Here is a 17,142-nt window from a genome sequence, read left to right as displayed (position 1 = left end):
GTGAACTGAGGATTACAATTCGGGCTTGTAGTAGAATTGGGGGAGTTGAACAGATACAGTCGTTCCTTTTCCCGGTGTACTAGCGACTTCAATTTGACCCTTATGCAGGTCGACAATTCGCTTGACGATGGATAACCCGAGGCCGCTACCGCCAACTTTCCGTTCTCTGGATTTATCCACTTTATAGAAGGGTTTGAAAATATGATGGAGTTCCTCCTCAGGAATCCCTGATCCGGTGTCAGCGATCTCCACCACCACCTGTTCACTACTTAAAGAGACTTTAATGTCAATGGTTCCTCCATTGTTCGTATGTTTGATACTGTTGCTTAGCAAATTACTCCAGATTTGACTCAACCGGTCTTCATCCGCTTCGATGGTTACGGGAAGCACATCCAGATTGACCGTCATCTCCTTGGCGGACCACTGAGGTTCCAGAGCAATTACCACTTGACGAAGCTGCTCATCCAGTGAGAACTTTCCCGGGGACAGCTGCATATGCTCGTATTCCAGCGTCGATAACTGCAGTAAATCACCACTCAACCTGGACAGGCGGTCGCTCTCAGCCTCAATGATATCCAGCAGCCGCATACGGGTCTGTTCATCAAGCTGCTTGTATTTAAGCGCCTGCGTGAACCCCTTAATTGATGTCAACGGAGATTGAATTTCATGGGATACATCCGAAACAAATCGCTTGCGGTTTTCTTCGAGCATACCCAATTCTCGGGCCATGACATTAAAGCTTTGGGTCAGTTGGCCGATCTCATCACTGCGCTTGCTGCTGAGACTGACACTGAAATCTCCCCTGGACATTCTCCGGGTCGCACGGGTCAACCGCCGGAGCGGCTGAACAATATACCTGGCCGCAATCAGAATGAACAGACTGCCGAAGCCCAGAATAAAGAGAAGTTGGGTTTTCAAGAACCCCCCGATCATGCCCACCAGTTCATTGACCTCTGGTGTGATGAATAATGCGCCGGGAGAGCCATTCACAGTCAGCGGAAGGCCGACCGTCATACCGCCCTCGCCTTTATTAATTCCACTGCGAAAAACACCCCCATGCAGAACCTCCGGAACATGGGCCGCTTCCAGCTCCAACTGCCGTTGTTGAACTTCATTGCTCACATACAGTATATTCCCCTTGCTGTCGTACATATGTACAGCATATTGCGGGAGGGAGGATATCCCTGTCATCAGGTAATCCAGGTCTCCTCCTCCCTCTGCCTTCTCATAAGCCTTGATCATCATTTTCCCGCTGGATATCATGTGATCCTGTAACGCTTTCTTGATTTGTCCTATATATATGTGATTTATCAATAGCGATGCTGTGAAAATACTCAGGATAACAGCCCCCAAAAAGGTCAGTACCACCCGTACATACAGCGACTTAATCATGCAGAACCTCCAACCGGTAACCTACACCTCGCAGCGTAACAATTCGGAAATCTCCGCTATGCGGCTGGAACCGGTCCCGCAGCCGTTTGATATGTGTATCTACAGTTCGTTCATCTCCAAGATACTCATAGCCCCAAATCTGGCGGATCAGCATATCACGGGTGAAGATTTGACCCGGGTAACTTGCCAGCTTCCACAGGACCTCGAATTCCTTAAGCGGCAACGTAGTCAACTGACCGGTAGCGCCATGCAGGACATGATAACCCCTCTTGTCTAACGTAATGCTACCCAGCTTGATAGTATGGGATGTGGAAATGCCGTATCGCTTCAGCAGCGCCTTAACCCGCATGACCATCTCCATCGGATCAAATGGCTTAACCAGATAATCGTCGGTGCCAAGGCGAAAGCCCTTGATTTTGTCGGCAGGTTCACCTTTAGCTGTGATCATCAGGACCGGTCTGTCCCCAGCCTCCCGGATCCGTCTGCACAGTTCCCATCCATCCATACCGGGCATCATAATATCTATAATTACGAGATCGACATCATGTTTCTCGTAATAGCTCCAGGCGTCCGCGCCATTGCTTGCCTCTATAATTTCCATACCTTCATCCTTCAGAAAAAGGCTAACCAATTCCCGAATATGCGCCTCATCATCCGCCACCATAATTGTTGTCACGCTGTACCACACCTCAGTCAATTGTTTTCCCTGAAAATCATCACTTTAGTATATCGGCCTAATTTGTACTGAAAGTGAACGGAACATTACAACCCAACGCACATTTGGATTTTAAATGGAGTAAGGTCATCATTGTTTCTCCAAGGGCGGCTGCAAGGAAAAGTATCCGCGGATTGTGGAAAAGATACCCGATGGAGGAATCGCCGATTTATTTATCCTGGGATTCTACGGCATGACCACCGAACTCGTTGCGCAGTGCCGCAACCACCTTGCCCGTAAAGGTATCGGTCTCCAGCGAACGGTAACGCATCAAGAGCGACATAGCGATAACCGGTGTAGCAGCCTGAAGATCAAAGGCAGTTTCCAGCGTCCAACGACCTTCACCAGAGGAATGCATCACGCCTTTGATCTCTTCCAGCTTGGCATCCTTGGAGAAGGCGCGTTCCACTAGCTCCATCAACCAAGAACGGATGACGGAGCCATTGTTCCATACCCGAGCCACCTGTTCAAAGTTGAAATCAAATCCGCTTTTCTCCAGAACCTCGAAGCCTTCCCCGATGGCAGCCATCATCCCGTATTCAATCCCGTTATGCACCATCTTCAGAAAATGTCCGCTGCCGGATTTGCCGGCATAAAGGTATCCGTTCTCCACGGAAGTATCCCGGAACAGCGGCTCGACAATTGCCCATGCTTCCGGATCGCCACCAATCATGTAACAGGCGCCGTTTCGCGCACCTTCCATCCCACCCGAGGTACCAGCATCCATGAAGCTGATGCCATGCTGACGCAGGGCCTCATAACGGCTAATGGACTGTTTGTAATGGGAGTTCCCTGCTTCAATGACGATATCACCTTGTGATAACAGCGGAGTCAATTCAGCGATCACATTGTCCACGACCGGATGAGGGACCATGATCCAGAGAATGCGCGGCTGTTGTAGTTTGTCCACAAGCTCTGCCAGACTTGCTGCACCTTCCGCACCATTCTTTATCATCTCTTCCACAGCTGGTGTATTTAGGTCAAACGCTGCTACCTCATGTCCGTGCTCCAGCAGATTCTGTCCAAGGTTGAAACCCATTTTCCCAAGTCCAATTAATCCTACTTTCATCTAAATTCCCTCCTGTGTATGATCATGTATGGTCCAAATACTTCCTTTTAAAGGTGTATAGAAAAAGAACATCCAGAGGCCGAAGCCCCTGGATGCATTTAGAGATTACAGAACACCAGCCGGTACGGATTGAATCTCTTGAGCCTCCGGTTCTTCATTCTCGTCCAGCCACCAGTGGTCATCGCCAAGCAGCTCAGCTGCCGCAGCAGGGCCGTGAGAGCCAGCAGCATAGCTGTGCAGTGGAAGAATTCCTGCTTCCATCGCTTCTTGGATCGGCTGAACCCACTGCCAGGACAATTCCACTTCATCCCAATGGGCAAAGAAGGTCGAGTCGCCGCGCAGCGCGTCGAAGATGAGGTTCTCGTAAGATTCCGGAATTTCCGGGTTACCTAGCTGATAATTGATGCGGACAGGCTCCAGCTTGCCAGTACGAAGCGGATCTTTAGTGTTGAGCTGCAGAGTAATCGCTTCATTCGGACTGATATCAATAATCAACAGGTTAGGGTCAGTGTTCCCTTTATTCAGATTGTTATAATCATTAAGTGGTTCTTTGAATTCAATGACAATTCGCGTGGACTTCTCTTTCATACGCTTCCCGGTCCGAATATAGATCGGAACTTCATTCCACATCGGGTCTTCAATCCAAAGGCGGGCAGCAATGTAGGTCTCGTTCCGCGAGCTGGAGTCGATTCCCGGTTCGTTCAGATAGCCTGGCACGGGGTTGCCCTTGATTTCTCCGGCTGCATATTGTCCCAGCACAACATCACGCGCAAGATCCTCTTTCATCAACGGACGGAGCGACTCCATCACATACCGCTTCTTGTTGCTGACATCTTCTGGCGTACTGCCTTTAGGAAGCTGCATGGCTGTCATCATCAACAGCTGGAGCATGTGATTCTGGAACATATCCCGTAGCGCGCCTGATTTGTCGTAATAACCAGCCCGTTCTTCTACCCCAACCGTTTCGCTCGCTGTAATTTGCACATTAGCGATATAACGGTTTTTCCAAAGAGCTCTCAGCACTGGGTTCGAATATTTAAGCACTTCCAGATTCTGCACCATCGGCTTGCCCAGGAAGTGGTCAATACGGAAGATTTCTTCTTCTTTAAAAGCAGCCGAAAGGCTCTCATTCAGCACTCTCGCCGATGCCAAATCCGTACCGAACGGTTTCTCAATCACCAGGCGCTTCCAACCCTCTGTCGAGCCAAGACCGCTGGAATTGATGTTCGCGGCAATTTCACCGAAGAATTCAGGACCAACGGACAGGTAGAACATGCGGTTCTCAGGAATCCCTAGCGCCTCCTCCCGAGCCTTGACATGTCCCAGCAGCTTCACATAGTCTTCCGGACGGCCCACGTCCAGCACCGTATATTCAAAGGCCTGGATGAATGTCCGCAGCTTTTCGGAATCTTCCGCCGGTTTTCTGGAGAAGGTTTGAAGGGAATTCAATACCTGCGCCTGAAACGCTTCATTTGACAGTTCCCGTCTGCCGAGTCCGATTACGGATAAAGGTGTCGATATTTTACCATCTAAGAACAGGTTATATAAAGCGGGATAAATTTTCCGTTTTGCCAAGTCTCCGGTAGCGCCAAATAGCACAAAAGTTGATGATTCCACTTTAATTCCTCCTGTTGTTAATATATATTTATGAGGTTACTATTAATTACTTCTTAACTTTTATATCACACATCATACGACGATAATGTCCATTCGTCAACATCATTTCGACATTTACAGAAGTTATTCATTTCACTATACTATGTTATAGTAAGAAAGATATTAATAATAACCATTAAAAGGATGAAGCCAACTAATGAAAGAGCCTCCCAAGCCATTACACACCAAAGTCGAAAGTGCTTACCATATCATCGGGAAAAAATGGGTGAATCTGATCGTCCATGTACTTATGGAAGGACCGAAACGGTTCAACGAGTTGAACGCCATTATCCCTGTCCTCAGCAAACGCATGCTGAATGAACGACTGAAGGAGCTTGAAGAATCCGGCATTCTGAAGCGCCATGTCATCCCGGAGCGACCTGTCCGCACGGAATATACTTTGACAGAACAGGGAAGAGAACTTGGAACCGCCTTATTCCACGTAGAAGCCTGGGGGATGAAATGGCTGTAAAAGCCTATTTAACAAGTTCCACAAAAACAGCGGACACCGTGTTAGCCAATTGCTGCGGGACCACTCCTATCTGTGTACCCACTCTTCCGGCACTGACCGCCATCGTCTCCACCGTTTCAGCACTTACATCTATAAAGGTGGGGTAGAGCTTCTTCATGCCGACCGGCGAGCAACCGCCGCGGATATAGCCTGTCCACTTTAGCAAATCCTTCATTGGCAGCATTTCGATCTTTTTCTCCCCGGCAGCTTTGGCAGCCTTCTTCAAGTCCAATTCCTCGCCCACAGGGATCACGAACACATACAGATGAGGTCCGCTATGCGATACCAGGGTCTTAAAGACCTGCTCCGCAGGCTGACCGATCTTCTCCGCTACTGCCGTACCGTGGATCTGCCCATCCTCAGGATCATAAGTAAACACCTCATACGAAATCTTCTGCGCGTCGAGGATTCGCATGGCATTAGTTTTACCCGCTTGCATCATCATCAACCTTTCCTTCTGTTACCTTACATCTTACCGCCTGCACCTGTGATCCATCAAGGTTCGAAGCCTTCCTGGCTTACATATAGCCCATTCTCGGAAAATACCGACTTCATCCGCTCATACACAATGCGCCAGGCAGACGGGTCGTACCACTCCTGCAGCTTCGATTCTTCATATAAGGAGTAAATCCCCAGATTCCGTGTACGTTTTCCCCCACTGCCGTCTCCCATAAAATAATCATCCACACACACCCGATCCACCACTTCTTTCAGCTTTTCCGGGAATGCGGGACTACTCGGAAGCACCGGAGCAATTGCGACTTGTGTGGGAATGCCTGCCTCCTTGAGCAACTCCAACGTCTTAAGCCGAGCACCAATCGGTGGTGCTGCCGGTGTAAACCGCTTACGAATCACATCCAAATCGGTCTCCACCGTCATGCTTACTCTAACGTGATCCCCCAGTTCCTTTAGCAAATCCATATCCCGCCGCACAAGCGGACTCCGTGTCTGCAGTAGCAGAAAGTCTGGCTGTTCCTGCACCATAACCTCAAGTAGCGACCGTGTGACCTGTTCTTTGTATTCAACTGGCTGATAAGGATCTGTACTGGAGGACATGAAAATAGTGACGGGTCCCTTCGCCTTTGCTCGGAGCAGTTCCTTGCGTAAAAGCTCCGCGGCTCCCTGCTTGATGTCCACCCAGGTGCCCCAGTCTTCCTTACGGAAGATCGAGACCGGCATTTGGCGCACATAACAATATGAGCAAGCAAAAGAACAACCCGTGTATGGATTCAAGGAATGGCTATAACCCGACAGAAAGCCCGTTCCTTTATTCAGCAGCGTCTTAGGCTGCTTGTACAAAAGCTCCGTAGCCATCCTGTTCACCTCGCATTTTATACATATATTCGATTATTCGACACGAAAAAAATATCACATGGCAGTAAAGAACCCCAATCGCAGAATTGGGGTTCGAGTCATGAGTATTAGTCCCTGGGATAATTGATTTGCATAATATCCATAAAAGGCACTTTTATAAGAGTCTCATGATAGCTGAGATGCACTTTACCAGTTCGAGAGTCCATGTCTACAATAACACCACGTACCTGCTCTTCCTGCCCCCATACGGTCAAAAGAATTTCTGATTCTTCCATTTTGGCTTCTGCCAGCTGATTGCCGAGCTCCTCCAGCACGAACTCGTCCCTCGTTGGCCGTTTTGCTACCTTTGCTTTTGCCACGCTGTTCCTCCAATAAGTTAAGTTTATTTCCATGTGTTATGCCGTATAAATGGATATCGTTTGTACTCGCCCTTGTATATCATCGAGATAATTTTAGCGAGTACTCTAAGGTGATGAAAAGAGAACTCGTAATTTTTTGGTGATTACTAGAAGTAATTCACACAATCACAACCTTTTTAGTGCTTACTACTATTATATAGGTTAAAGCCTTGGCATCCTCCCGTCAACCTTAGGGTCTTTCGCTTCAAAACTGCCTCATTATATAGACCTGACTGAACTTAGAGAGTATATTAATCAATTTTATTAGTAACGTAGGAGAAGTGGGTGATAAGTCATATTGAGGCTTAAAAGAGGTTCAAGATCAAATATACTAATACTTCTTTACGCAATAAACCTATTATTTAAATGCTTTATAAAGAAATAACAGTTAATAACTGAGCATTTTCATTAGGTAAAACTAAAAGGCGTGAGTCCAGTACAGTACCGAACTCACGCCCAGCTAAAGATTACCTTTACTCTGATTTTTCTTGATATAAGAATTCATTATCTCATAGCTAGATTGATAAAACACATACTTATTCTGATAAAAGCTTATAGAACCCCGGTTAGTTCCCCACGCAATAGCATTCTCTTTTTCGACCACGGGTTTTCCGTATTTTTTGGTTAATTCATTGATCATTTGTTTCGCTTCTTCTGCGTCTAATTCACTAAATGTATACTTTGCACTTTCTAGGCGGTATTCGTCTAACGGTAAAAAATCTGGAAGCATATTAAACTCAGCTTCGTATTTTTCTTCTAATTTGGAGATTTCTTCAATTGGAATAGTTTTTCTTTGATATTTATTCAATAACTCTTTCATTTCAGGAAATATAGTCAAGAACTGTATCATTTGAGGCTTATCTAATTGATTTACAAAACTATAATTAGCTTCTGCTTTCTTTCCGGAAACAATGATGCCTTTATATGTGACTGTCGTATTATTACCATCCACTTCAACTTTGGGATTCTCATTTCCCTTTTTCTTTTCTCCAGCTATCACTTTATCTAAAGTTGATCCCCATGATGCTTCACGAAAATCTTTCGGAGTGCCCTTTGAACACCCGGCGAAGACAAATACCATGATTACACTAAAAAGACACACTATCACTTTTTTCAAATCCCATCCCCATCTCATTTATTTGTAATTTATCCTCTAGTTAACAAACACACTAGAAGTATAATTGATATGGGACATTGTGTAAATTATTTCTATGTTACTTGGTAAGAGAAACTTTCCCCTGCTCCAGTTCTAGCAACCGCTTCTTCATCTCCAGTCCACCCCGGAAGCCGGTGAGACTACCATTCTTGCCGATCACCCGGTGGCACGGTACTGTAATCAGTACCGGGTTGGCCCCAATCGCAGTCCCCACTGCACGTACTGCGGACGGACGGCCGATATGCTCAGCAATATCCGAATAGGACCAGGTACTTCCATAAGGTATTTCGCATAGTGCACGCCATACATCGAGCTGAAAGGGAGTGCCAATCAGATCCTGTGGAGAGACAAAGTCCTGCCGCTGCCCGTCCAGATATTCTTTTATCTCGGTTGCATATTGCCGCATCCGAGCCTCATCCTCTATGAGCGGACTGCCCGGAAACCGGCGTGCGGCCCATGTGCTCGTCTCACTGAATGGCTTCCCCTGGGAGCCCATATAACAGAGTCCCTTCTCTGTAGCAGCGATATAAAAATGCCATTCTTTATAATCCAGCAACGTCCAATAGATAACTGGACAAGTCTCTTTACTCATATGTGGATGCCTCCTTGGTTGATATATACTCTTCCCCAGCTTGTGTCTCTGACTTGTAAAGCTGGCGAAATTGAGAGGGCGTGTAGCCCGTTTTTCTCTTGAACAGGGTTATAAAATAAGAGGTGTTGGGTAGACCAACGCTCAGCCCGATCTCAGCTACCCCTTGCTCCGTATGAAGTAGATATTGCTTGGCCTTAGCCACCCTCTGTTGCTGGAGATAATCCACCGGGGTGGTACCCGTGACCTTCTTGAACGTCCGGTGCAAATGATAGGGACTGCCATGGCATACCTCGGCCAGATGCCCAAGAGTTACAGGTTCAGCTAGGTGATTATCCATATATCGGGTCATAAGTTCAACCCATTCTGCATCCGGCAGCCGCTCCCCGGTGGGCTTACAACGTTTGCAGGGGCGGAATCCGGCAGCCAGCGCCTGCCCCGCTACCGCGAAGACAGCGACATTCTCACGCTTCGGGGCTTTCGATTTGCAGGATGGACGACAAAAGATGCCCGTGGTGCGCACAGCATAGAAGAAAGTGCCATCGCACGCTGAGTTATTAGACAGAATGGCTTGCCATTTCTCTTCCGTCAATAGCTCATCCATTTTGTGCTCGGTCTGGCTATCGGCTGGGCTCTCCATTTTACGCATGGTTCCGCTCACAGCTTTGCTCACCCTCTCATTCTCGGTCCCTCTCTCAGTCTTGCTCTTCACTTTACCCTCAGTTCTGCTATTGATGCCGCTCTTCATTCCACTCACCTCTATTGACAGTATACCCCTATCCAGACCTGTCTGTACGCATTTTGGAATACAATAGCAAGATAGTGAAACTCCTGCCGGAGCAAAAAAGAGGTGCCTCCATAGTCATGAACATGACCACTTGGACACCTCACATATAACCTAACTCTTATTCCTCCGCTTGCTTACCGCCTAACTGCCGATGTGCCTGTAGGCTTCCACAATCGCTTGCGCCCTGTTTGATGGGTTCTCACGGTAAGGGGCATCAGGAAGATGCTGTTATCGACACCGAGTGCAACAAACATAATGAAGCCGAAGAACGGCACGTACCAGCCGCCCCTCTTCTCTACGCTCATGGAATTCCCTATTAAACTTGCGCTACTATAACAGCCTACGGCTAATCCCTCTCTATGTCGCCCAGTCGTCCTGCGGGGCCAACATATACACCTCGTTCTCCCGGGTCATGAATCCGTGCACAATAAATTCCCTGCGGATCGTGGCAAAATCCTCATGAAAGCCTTTGATAAACATATTTATTTCCTTCTCGGGATATGGACGTCCCGGCTCCAGCTTGAAAATCAGGTACTCCAGGATAATAAGCTTCTTCTTGCGCTGTACAGGAATGCTCTGTAACCGTCCATCGGCTGTGGAGAAGTTGCGTATAACGGACGCTTTAAATGCTTGATCTTGATCGCTCATGTGGAATGCTCCTTTCTTGCGATTGTATACCCGCAAATTAGTCAATTATCTAATTAGATACTAATTAAATATCATTTTCTTGTCAACAATCCCCATTTGGAGTAACCCCCCCCTTTTTTCGAGTGGCACATCTCAAGGCCGTACATGACATTATTTCAAAATCCGAATATAAGGATCAACCTCCTCAGTCTATCGCCGTTTAACGCTTATATGGTACATTCTCTCCACCGTTCAGTGGTGATCGCCTGATGATGAAGATGCAGTAGAAATTCATTTACATTGTGTCTGACTTGATCATATAAATGAGAGGGTTCAATTTTGGTGCAAAATTATGAATAACAATTAAAATGACGTGCCTTTTGGCACGCCATTCGATATCATCCTAATAGCTTATTTAATTGAGCATGATACTCTGATTGGTTGAACCTCATACTCGGTATTTTTCCAAGCCATTCAACACTTGTTCCTATGCATTCATAACTATCAATCATGTCTTTTCTTGTACTCCGGTCACGACCAATCCTATTCCATTTAACTGTCATATCATCCATTCTCACTACTTCAGCAATGATTAATGTACAAGATAAGTCACAATCATCCGGACACATCAATATCGGGAGCATCTCAACCTGTTGCATTGAATGATAACGACTCAATAAAAATGACCGCTCTCTAGGTTCATCTACCCAATCTAATATAGTGGGAATCAACCCTTGAAACTCATCTTCTGGGTAGCTTGTGTGCAGTAAAATATCTAGTGGAATATTATCAATTACGATACAAAAGTGTTCGTCTTCGCAGTACAGACTTTTCATTTTTCTAACTTCGATACTGTTTAGCAAGTCAATTCCTCATTTCGGTAGTAAGCTTTACATGTTTGAGGTTTACTTTTGCGTAATCTTTTACTTACTTTAGATATAAGGGGCGTAATCCTGCTCATATGAGATCTGAGCTTCTTCGTAAGTCGGAACTTCCAGCCACACTATCGCCTGTATTTCCATACTTAAAAAATATTTAGCGAGGATTTTGACGCTTTTCTCGATCTCGGAAACATCCCAGTGCTTTGATAATTTTGACCACATATAGATATAAACCGGCTTATGTCCCTTGTGATTAGTTGGAGCGAAGTGATCCACTTGATCTGTCAGATCCTCCTCGTCCCTTGGATAAATATAACTATAAGCTATGGTATGATCACCTTGAATGAACTGATTAATTTCATCGTAAAACTCTTTATTACCTTCATCCGACAGATCAAGTTCATTTTGCACTCCCAGAAGACCAGCCTCGGTTGAGAGATCAAAATAGCCTAAAAAATCATTTTTGTTCTCATCCCTAAACAGGGTAATTTCGTCATTATTGCTTTTTCCACAAAAACCATAAACATCATACCAAAATAACCAATGCCGAACATGGATATATATAGTACTCATAATTCTCCCTAATCATTAACTTAGTTATGATTACAACCGCGGGTCAATCTCCCGCTCCTTAGCCACTTTAAACAGAAAATTTCCAGCAATCTCATTGTATCCTTCATGCTCAGGGCTGATCTCATCAAACGGGATTGCCAGCAGATTTCTTCCCAGTTTGTACTCATTATAGGAAGTATGTAGCTTCCGGGCAATCAATAAAATCAAAAATATTCCACCTATTAACATCTGTACCTTATAATTAAGAAAAGAAAGGCTAAGAATAAGGCCGCATAATCAGTAAAAACTCTTAAAAGTCGTTTGGAAAAATTCCTATACGGAGTGTGTAAAATGAACTTAAAAGAAAAATTGATGCTAATAAAAGAAAATGCTTACCAAGCACCTCCCGATACATTCCAGTTGGTACAAGAAATGATACATAACATCGGTGCTTTGGATGCTGAGCTACGTGATGGACTAATTTATACAACCTTATCACATTGGATTCCAAGTAATGCTTTAACTGCGAACGAACTAGAACAAATTCTCCCCATTGTTTTGGATAACAACCATTTGCTGTTTAAGCTTGGTGACACATATACAGACTCTGTTTTTACTCGATCTTTCTCTATGCTTGTCATACCGCTCTTCCTCATACGGCATAGAGAATCACCATTTCTCTCAAGAGAGCAAATTCATCAGATAAAAGAGAAAGTATTTTACAATGTACAAGAAGAGCGGGATTACCGAGGGTATGACCAAGAAAAAGGCCGGGCTCATGCCATGGCCCATGCAGCAGATGCTTTAGACGATCTGGCTCAGTGTTCTGAACTGGATAAAAATGACCTCCTAACCATCCTCGATTTGGTTTACGACAAGATAACCATAACCGATCGGATTTACTCTGATGGGGAGGATAAGAGAATGGTAAATTCCATTATTAGTATTTTAAATAGAAAATTGCTTAGTCAGACTGAGGTGGAGCAATGGATTCAACGTTTTGGTGATGTGAAGAACAACTCGGAATTTCTTTCTACCTCTAAGCAAAAAAATAATATAAAGAACTTTTTGGAAAGTTTATACTTTCGAGTTAAATCTCACAAAGCAGATGCCGATCTCTGCCCAACGATTGAGCATACATTATATAAAGTAGAACAAGTAGGCTATTCCTAATCATGAAAAAAGCGAGGGAAAAAGCACCCTCACTTTTCACAGTAAATTTAATTTTCTTAATCAGAAGTCTGATAGAGTGATCTATGTTAAATCATATCCTCCGGTTTGACCATGCTGTCAAACTGCTCTTCGGTCAGCAGATTCAGTTGCACGGCGGCTTCCTTAAGGGTAAGCCCTTCTTTGTGCGCAAGCTTGGCGATCTTAGCCGCATTCTCATAGCCGATATGCGGATTCAGTGCGGTGACCAGCATCAGGGAATGATGCAGATTCCGTTCAATCGTGATCACATTAGGTTCGATTCCGCGCGCACAATGCTCGTCAAACGAAATCATCGTGTCGGCGAGAAGCTGGCACGATTGCAGGAAGCTGTGAATGATAACCGGCTTGAACACATTCAGCTGGAAATTCCCCTGACTGGAAGCCATACCAATGGTCACATCGTTGCCGAATACCTGACACACCACCATCGTCATCGCTTCACTCTGTGTCGGGTTGACCTTACCCGGCATAATGGAGCTGCCCGGCTCATTCTCCGGGATGCTGATCTCGCCGATGCCGCTGCGCGGGCCGCTCGCCAGCCAGCGGACATCGTTGGCGATCTTCATAAGATCGCCGGACAACGCCTTCAATGCGCCATGCACATGCACGAGTTGATCGTGGCTCGTCAGTGCATGGAACTTGTTGGCGGCGGAAGTAAATTCGCCGGACAGCTCTGCGGCAATCCCTGCCGCTGCCCTGTCACCAAACTCTGGGTGGGCATTGATGCCTGTGCCCACTGCGGTTCCGCCGATCGCCAGCTCCAGCAGCGACTTCGAGCTGACTTCAATGAACTGCTCGCACTTCTCGAGCATAGCCACCCAGGCGCTGATTTCTTGACCAAGGGTGATGGGGGTTGCATCCTGCAGATGAGTCCGCCCGATCTTGATAAGGTCTTTGAACGATTCCGCTTTTCCATTTAACGTAGCCGCTAGCTGCCGGATCGCAGGAAGCACCTGCCGCTCTACGGCAAGATATGCGGCAATGTGCATCGCTGTAGGGAAAGTATCATTGGAACTTTGGCTTTTGTTCACATCATCATTGGGATGAATCAAGACCGAAGCCCCGCTGGACATCAGAATTTCATTCCCCCGGCGGGCGATAACCTCATTAACGTTCATATTAGTCTGAGTACCGCTGCCCGTCTGCCACACCGCAAGTGGAAAATGTTCGTCAAAGTTGCCGGCCAGAATCTCGTCCGCCGCCTGTACAATCGCTTGCGTCTTGGTAGTGTCCAACACGCCAAGCTCCGCGTTGGCCTGTGCCGCCGCTTTCTTGATCAGCGCCAGTGCATAGATTAGGGCGCGGGGCATTTTTTCGCTACCGATTTTAAAATTCTGTAGGCTGCGCTGTGTCTGAGCACCCCAGTATTTATCTGCTGGTACCTGCACTTCTCCAAGTGTATCCCTTTCTGTACGATAATCCATGCCGTCACCTCTTTTTTAGAATAGAAACCTGTGCATCAAGATCGCTGCTGGGCCCCCCATTCGCACATTGCTGTAACAATCGGGATCAGACTCTCACCTTTGCGGGTGAGGGAGTATTCCACCTTGGGCGGAATCTGCGGGTATTCCACACGGGCAATGATCTCCTCTGCCTCCAGCTCATCGAGTTGGGTACTGAGCATTTTGTGAGTAATCCCGTCTATATTTTTCATGAGAACACCATACCTCACCGTACCACTGCAAGACAGCAGATAGATGTTCTTCATCTTCCACTTGCCGCTTATAATACCAAGCGTATACTCGAACGGCTCCTTGTTGCTCACATAACACAACTTCTCTGGCATACTCTTCACTTTCCTTCAGGTGAGTATCTTACTTAAAAGTACACTCTGTTCAATCTCTACAGGCTCATTATAATGAGAGGCGAGCCGTAAACTCAAATCTGGTCGGCAAAGGATGAAGAAATCATGATGATTGACGGTCATTCCCATGTTATTTTACCTGTAGAGTCTCATATTGAGTGGATGAATCAGGCAGGCGTTGATAAAACCATTCTGTTCTCCACCCTGATTCATCCTGAGAAAGCGAATAACGCCGCAGACATCAAGAAAGAGATGCTTGTATTAGATGAAATTCTGTCCGGCCGCAGAAATACGTTAATTGACGCCAGGCATCAGGCTATACAGGAGTTACACCAGGTCGTTTCGCAGCATCCCTCCCGGTTCATTGGCTTTGCTTCTATTCCAGTAGGCTTAAGCCTGGAGGACACGCTACAGCATATAGAAAAGATTACGATCCCTGAATGCTGCGCCGGATTTGGAGAATTCACACTGCCCAGCGGCGGGATCGGTGCATTAACTTCTGTGTTCGAAGCTTCCAGACACCTTGGAGGTCTGCCGATCTGGATTCACGCTTTTCACCCGCTGGTACGATCAGACATCCGCGAGATTGCCGAGCTGGCGCGCCGGTATCATGATGTTCCGGTGATTATCGGGCATCTGGGCGGTGTCCACTGGTTGCACACGATCGAGCTTGTGCGAGAGATTCCCAACTTGTACCTTGACACCTCCGCGTACTACTCAACACTCATCCTCAAGACCGCTGTCAACGAGCTGCCAAATAAATGCCTTTTCGGGGTCGATCTGCCTTATGGTGACTTACAACTGTCCATAGACGCGATGAGGAAAGTCGCCAAGGACCGCCATATAGCTGAAGCTGTCATGGGCGGAAATATAGCTACGCTGCTCCGACTTTAATACCCCATAACGCCGAAAAAGCGAAAGAGGAACGTTTGCCGCCTCGATGTTCCGCTGCGCTGCTGTCCGTACTTTCGCTTTTCGGCAAATTCTACTCTCTATGCAGCAGCGATGCTCCCGCAATTCCCGGATGGGTCATTTCATAAGGATCAAGGATCATGTTCAGCTCTTCTTCAGTCAGTACATTGTACTTAAGACACAGTTCCCGTACAGATTCCCCGGTCAAGATGGCCTCACGTGCAATTCGGGAGACGACCTCATAACCCAGGTGCGGATTGACGGCGGTGATAATGCCGACACTGCGCTCCACTTCCTGCTCCAGCTTCTCCTTGTTCGCTTCAATTCCAGCCAGACAATAATCCGTGAAGACCCGGAACGAGTTGTTCATAATGCTAATGGACTGGATCAGGTTGAAGACCAACACGGGCTCCATAACGTTCAGCTCCAATTGTCCCGCTTGGGAGGCCAGACAAATCGTGTGATCGTTTCCAATAACCTGGAAGGCGACCTGATTGATAACCTCTGCCATAACCGGATTGACCTTGCCCGGCATGATCGAGGAGCCGGGCTGACGAGCTGGAAGCGAGATTTCGTTGAATCCGGAACGCGGACCAGAGGCCATCAGCCGCAGATCATTGGCGATTTTGGACATGTTCATCATGCACACCTTCAGTGTCGCCGACACTTCTGTGTATGCATCTGTATTCTGGGTGGCATCCACCAGATGGTCTGCAGTCACAAGCGGGAAGCCGCTGATCTCGGCCAAATGACGGACCACCTGCACGATATAATCAGGATCGGCATTCAGCCCGGTGCCCACCGCTGTTGCCCCCATGTTCACTTCATATAAATGATGCCGGGAATGCTCGATGCGCTTGATGTCGCGCTCCAGCACTCTGCTGTAGGCTTCGAATTCCTGGCCGAGACGGATCGGTACAGCATCCTGGAGATGTGTACGACCCATTTTGATCACCGGATCGAACTCCTGGGCTTTCTGCAGAAATACTTCATGCATACTCCGCATGGTGGCCAGCAGTTGTTCCAGCAGTGACAGTGTGGCAATATGTATCGCCGTAGGGAAGGCGTCATTCGTAGACTGAGCCATGTTAACATGGGAGTTCGGGCTGAGCTGCAGATAATCACCCTTCTCCTTGCCCAGCAGCTCCAGAGCACGGTTAGCGATCACCTCGTTGGCATTCATGTTCAATGAAGTACCCGCGCCTCCCTGAATAGGGTCCACAATAAATTGGTCATGCCAACCGCCATCAATGATCTCCCCTGCGGCTTGTACAATCACTTCTCCGAGTCCTTTGTACAGTCGGCCCACTTCCATATTGGCCAGTGCTGCGGCTTTCTTCACGATCCCCATCGCTTTGATTAATTCACCATGCACCCGATAGCCGGTAATCGGAAAATTCTCGACCGCACGCAGCGTCTGAATACCGTAATAGGCGTGCTTTTCTACCTGTTTACTGCCCAGAAAGTCTTTTTCCACGCGAAATTCAGTCTCTGACACCGTTCATTCCTCCGCATTCGTTTTCTTTATAGTTTAGGCCATAGTCCAAGGCGACAGTTCATCCTATAT

At 47.0% G+C, this 17,142-nt stretch carries 21 protein-coding genes; 3 read left to right on the top strand and 18 right to left on the bottom strand.

The features are described 5' to 3' along the window. Positions 1–12 precede the first annotated feature (12 nt). The 4 genes from ACFVRY_RS27310 to zwf all read right to left on the bottom strand — a co-directional run bounded on the left by ACFVRY_RS27310 (position 13) and on the right by zwf (position 4,793). Complete coding sequence (locus ACFVRY_RS27310) at positions 13–1,392, bottom strand: HAMP domain-containing sensor histidine kinase (protein ID WP_387503451.1); 1,380 nt, start codon at positions 1,390–1,392, stop codon at positions 13–15. Then, positions 1,385–2,068, bottom strand: coding sequence for a response regulator transcription factor (locus ACFVRY_RS27305; RefSeq protein WP_387503450.1), 684 nt, complete (start codon positions 2,066–2,068; stop codon positions 1,385–1,387). Before ACFVRY_RS27305 ends, ACFVRY_RS27310 begins: the two co-directional genes overlap by 8 nt. A 208-nt stretch (positions 2,069–2,276) precedes the next feature. Then, entirely contained in the window at positions 2,277–3,176 is a 900-nt protein-coding gene (gnd, locus tag ACFVRY_RS27300) for a phosphogluconate dehydrogenase (NAD(+)-dependent, decarboxylating) (RefSeq protein WP_387503449.1), read from the bottom strand. Positions 3,177–3,281: 105 nt separating this feature from the next. Next, a complete protein-coding gene (zwf, locus tag ACFVRY_RS27295) occupies positions 3,282–4,793 on the bottom strand; it encodes a glucose-6-phosphate dehydrogenase (protein WP_387503448.1) in 1,512 nt (503 codons plus the stop codon). Positions 4,794–4,989: 196 nt separating this feature from the next. On the opposite strand from zwf, the gene ACFVRY_RS27290 reads away from it, so the two are divergent. Continuing rightward, positions 4,990–5,304, top strand: a complete 315-nt coding sequence (locus ACFVRY_RS27290; RefSeq protein WP_387503447.1) for a winged helix-turn-helix transcriptional regulator — start codon at positions 4,990–4,992, stop codon at positions 5,302–5,304. 4 nt (positions 5,305–5,308) lie between these two features. Here the strand turns inward: ACFVRY_RS27290 and ybaK are convergent, their stop codons facing one another. The 11 genes from ybaK to ACFVRY_RS27235 form a co-directional block, all read right to left on the bottom strand. Next, a complete protein-coding gene (gene ybaK / locus ACFVRY_RS27285; RefSeq protein ID WP_387503480.1) occupies positions 5,309–5,782 on the bottom strand; it encodes a Cys-tRNA(Pro) deacylase in 474 nt (157 codons plus the stop codon). A gap of 56 nt (positions 5,783–5,838) precedes the next feature. Next, complete coding sequence (locus ACFVRY_RS27280) at positions 5,839–6,657, bottom strand: SPL family radical SAM protein (protein WP_387503446.1); 819 nt, start codon at positions 6,655–6,657, stop codon at positions 5,839–5,841. Between the two features lie 107 nt (positions 6,658–6,764). Continuing rightward, the gene (locus ACFVRY_RS27275) at positions 6,765–7,016 is read right to left on the bottom strand and encodes a YolD-like family protein (protein ID WP_066361912.1); all 252 of its coding nucleotides are present in this window, start codon (positions 7,014–7,016) and stop codon (positions 6,765–6,767) included. A 499-nt stretch (positions 7,017–7,515) separates the two neighbouring features. Continuing rightward, entirely contained in the window at positions 7,516–8,190 is a 675-nt protein-coding gene (locus ACFVRY_RS27270; protein WP_387503445.1) for a hypothetical protein, read from the bottom strand. Positions 8,191–8,269: 79 nt separating this feature from the next. Then, positions 8,270–8,803, bottom strand: coding sequence for a methylated-DNA--[protein]-cysteine S-methyltransferase (locus tag ACFVRY_RS27265; protein ID WP_387503443.1), 534 nt, complete (start codon positions 8,801–8,803; stop codon positions 8,270–8,272). Then, positions 8,796–9,449, bottom strand: coding sequence for a bifunctional transcriptional activator/DNA repair enzyme AdaA (locus ACFVRY_RS27260; protein ID WP_387503479.1), 654 nt, complete (start codon positions 9,447–9,449; stop codon positions 8,796–8,798). Before ACFVRY_RS27260 ends, ACFVRY_RS27265 begins: the two co-directional genes overlap by 8 nt. 272 nt (positions 9,450–9,721) lie before the next feature. After that, a complete protein-coding gene (locus ACFVRY_RS27255) occupies positions 9,722–9,892 on the bottom strand; it encodes a hypothetical protein (RefSeq protein WP_387503442.1) in 171 nt (56 codons plus the stop codon). Positions 9,893–9,944: 52 nt separating this feature from the next. After that, positions 9,945–10,235 (bottom strand): DUF2087 domain-containing protein, encoded by a 291-nt coding sequence (locus ACFVRY_RS27250; RefSeq protein ID WP_387503441.1) that lies wholly within the window; start codon positions 10,233–10,235, stop codon positions 9,945–9,947. Positions 10,236–10,612: 377 nt separating this feature from the next. Beyond that, positions 10,613–11,077 carry a hypothetical protein gene (locus ACFVRY_RS27245; protein ID WP_387503440.1) on the bottom strand — a complete coding sequence of 155 codons (465 nt, stop codon included), beginning with the start codon at positions 11,075–11,077 and terminating at the stop codon, positions 10,613–10,615. A gap of 69 nt (positions 11,078–11,146) precedes the next feature. Next, positions 11,147–11,668, bottom strand: coding sequence for a hypothetical protein (locus ACFVRY_RS27240; RefSeq protein ID WP_387503439.1), 522 nt, complete (start codon positions 11,666–11,668; stop codon positions 11,147–11,149). A gap of 30 nt (positions 11,669–11,698) precedes the next feature. After that, entirely contained in the window at positions 11,699–11,875 is a 177-nt protein-coding gene (locus ACFVRY_RS27235) for a hypothetical protein (RefSeq protein ID WP_387503438.1), read from the bottom strand. Positions 11,876–11,998: 123 nt separating this feature from the next. On the opposite strand from ACFVRY_RS27235, the gene ACFVRY_RS27230 reads away from it, so the two are divergent. Further along, on the top strand, positions 11,999–12,820 hold the full coding sequence (locus ACFVRY_RS27230; RefSeq protein ID WP_387503437.1) for a DUF2785 domain-containing protein: 822 nt from the start codon (positions 11,999–12,001) through the stop codon (positions 12,818–12,820). A gap of 86 nt (positions 12,821–12,906) precedes the next feature. On the opposite strand, the gene fumC is transcribed toward ACFVRY_RS27230, so the two are convergent. Both fumC and ACFVRY_RS27220 read right to left on the bottom strand, forming a co-directional pair. Further along, the gene (gene fumC, locus ACFVRY_RS27225) at positions 12,907–14,283 is read right to left on the bottom strand and encodes a class II fumarate hydratase (RefSeq protein ID WP_387503436.1); all 1,377 of its coding nucleotides are present in this window, start codon (positions 14,281–14,283) and stop codon (positions 12,907–12,909) included. Positions 14,284–14,318: 35 nt separating this feature from the next. Next, a complete protein-coding gene (locus ACFVRY_RS27220; protein WP_387503435.1) occupies positions 14,319–14,645 on the bottom strand; it encodes a winged helix-turn-helix transcriptional regulator in 327 nt (108 codons plus the stop codon). Positions 14,646–14,768: 123 nt separating this feature from the next. On the opposite strand from ACFVRY_RS27220, the gene ACFVRY_RS27215 reads away from it, so the two are divergent. After that, positions 14,769–15,557 (top strand): amidohydrolase family protein, encoded by a 789-nt coding sequence (locus ACFVRY_RS27215; RefSeq protein ID WP_387503434.1) that lies wholly within the window; start codon positions 14,769–14,771, stop codon positions 15,555–15,557. A gap of 91 nt (positions 15,558–15,648) precedes the next feature. Here ACFVRY_RS27215 and aspA read toward each other — a convergent pair whose 3' ends face one another. Next, complete coding sequence (aspA, locus tag ACFVRY_RS27210) at positions 15,649–17,073, bottom strand: aspartate ammonia-lyase (RefSeq protein ID WP_066361931.1); 1,425 nt, start codon at positions 17,071–17,073, stop codon at positions 15,649–15,651. Positions 17,074–17,142 lie beyond the last annotated feature (69 nt).

It is taken from the genome of Paenibacillus sp. NPDC057934 (assembly GCF_042887565.1).
In the GTDB taxonomy this organism is placed as follows: Bacteria; Bacillota; Bacilli; order Paenibacillales; family Paenibacillaceae; genus Paenibacillus_AQ.
This window is presented reverse-complemented; position numbering and strand designations above follow the sequence as displayed.

Bases quoted from the DNA above. Each gene is read 5' to 3' on its own strand.
- ACFVRY_RS27265 (WP_387503443.1), bottom strand. From the start codon at position 8,803: ATGAGTAAAGAGACTTGTCCAGTTATCTATTGGACGTTGCTGGATTAT.
- ACFVRY_RS27240 (WP_387503439.1), bottom strand. From the start codon at position 11,668: ATGAGTACTATATATATCCATGTTCGGCATTGGTTATTTTGGTATGAT.
- ACFVRY_RS27280 (WP_387503446.1), bottom strand. From the start codon at position 6,657: ATGGCTACGGAGCTTTTGTACAAGCAGCCTAAGACGCTGCTGAATAAA.
- ACFVRY_RS27230 (WP_387503437.1), top strand. From the start codon at position 11,999: ATGAACTTAAAAGAAAAATTGATGCTAATAAAAGAAAATGCTTACCAA.
- ACFVRY_RS27260 (WP_387503479.1), bottom strand. From the start codon at position 9,449: ATGCGTAAAATGGAGAGCCCAGCCGATAGCCAGACCGAGCACAAAATG.
- ACFVRY_RS27290 (WP_387503447.1), top strand. From the start codon at position 4,990: ATGAAAGAGCCTCCCAAGCCATTACACACCAAAGTCGAAAGTGCTTAC.
- ACFVRY_RS27270 (WP_387503445.1), bottom strand. From the start codon at position 8,190: ATGAGATGGGGATGGGATTTGAAAAAAGTGATAGTGTGTCTTTTTAGT.
- ACFVRY_RS27310 (WP_387503451.1), bottom strand. From the start codon at position 1,392: ATGATTAAGTCGCTGTATGTACGGGTGGTACTGACCTTTTTGGGGGCT.
- ACFVRY_RS27220 (WP_387503435.1), bottom strand. From the start codon at position 14,645: ATGCCAGAGAAGTTGTGTTATGTGAGCAACAAGGAGCCGTTCGAGTAT.
- ybaK (WP_387503480.1), bottom strand. From the start codon at position 5,782: ATGCAAGCGGGTAAAACTAATGCCATGCGAATCCTCGACGCGCAGAAG.
- ACFVRY_RS27250 (WP_387503441.1), bottom strand. From the start codon at position 10,235: ATGAGCGATCAAGATCAAGCATTTAAAGCGTCCGTTATACGCAACTTC.
- ACFVRY_RS27215 (WP_387503434.1), top strand. From the start codon at position 14,769: ATGATGATTGACGGTCATTCCCATGTTATTTTACCTGTAGAGTCTCAT.
- fumC (WP_387503436.1), bottom strand. From the start codon at position 14,283: ATGGATTATCGTACAGAAAGGGATACACTTGGAGAAGTGCAGGTACCA.
- gnd (WP_387503449.1), bottom strand. From the start codon at position 3,176: ATGAAAGTAGGATTAATTGGACTTGGGAAAATGGGTTTCAACCTTGGA.
- ACFVRY_RS27255 (WP_387503442.1), bottom strand. From the start codon at position 9,892: ATGAGCGTAGAGAAGAGGGGCGGCTGGTACGTGCCGTTCTTCGGCTTC.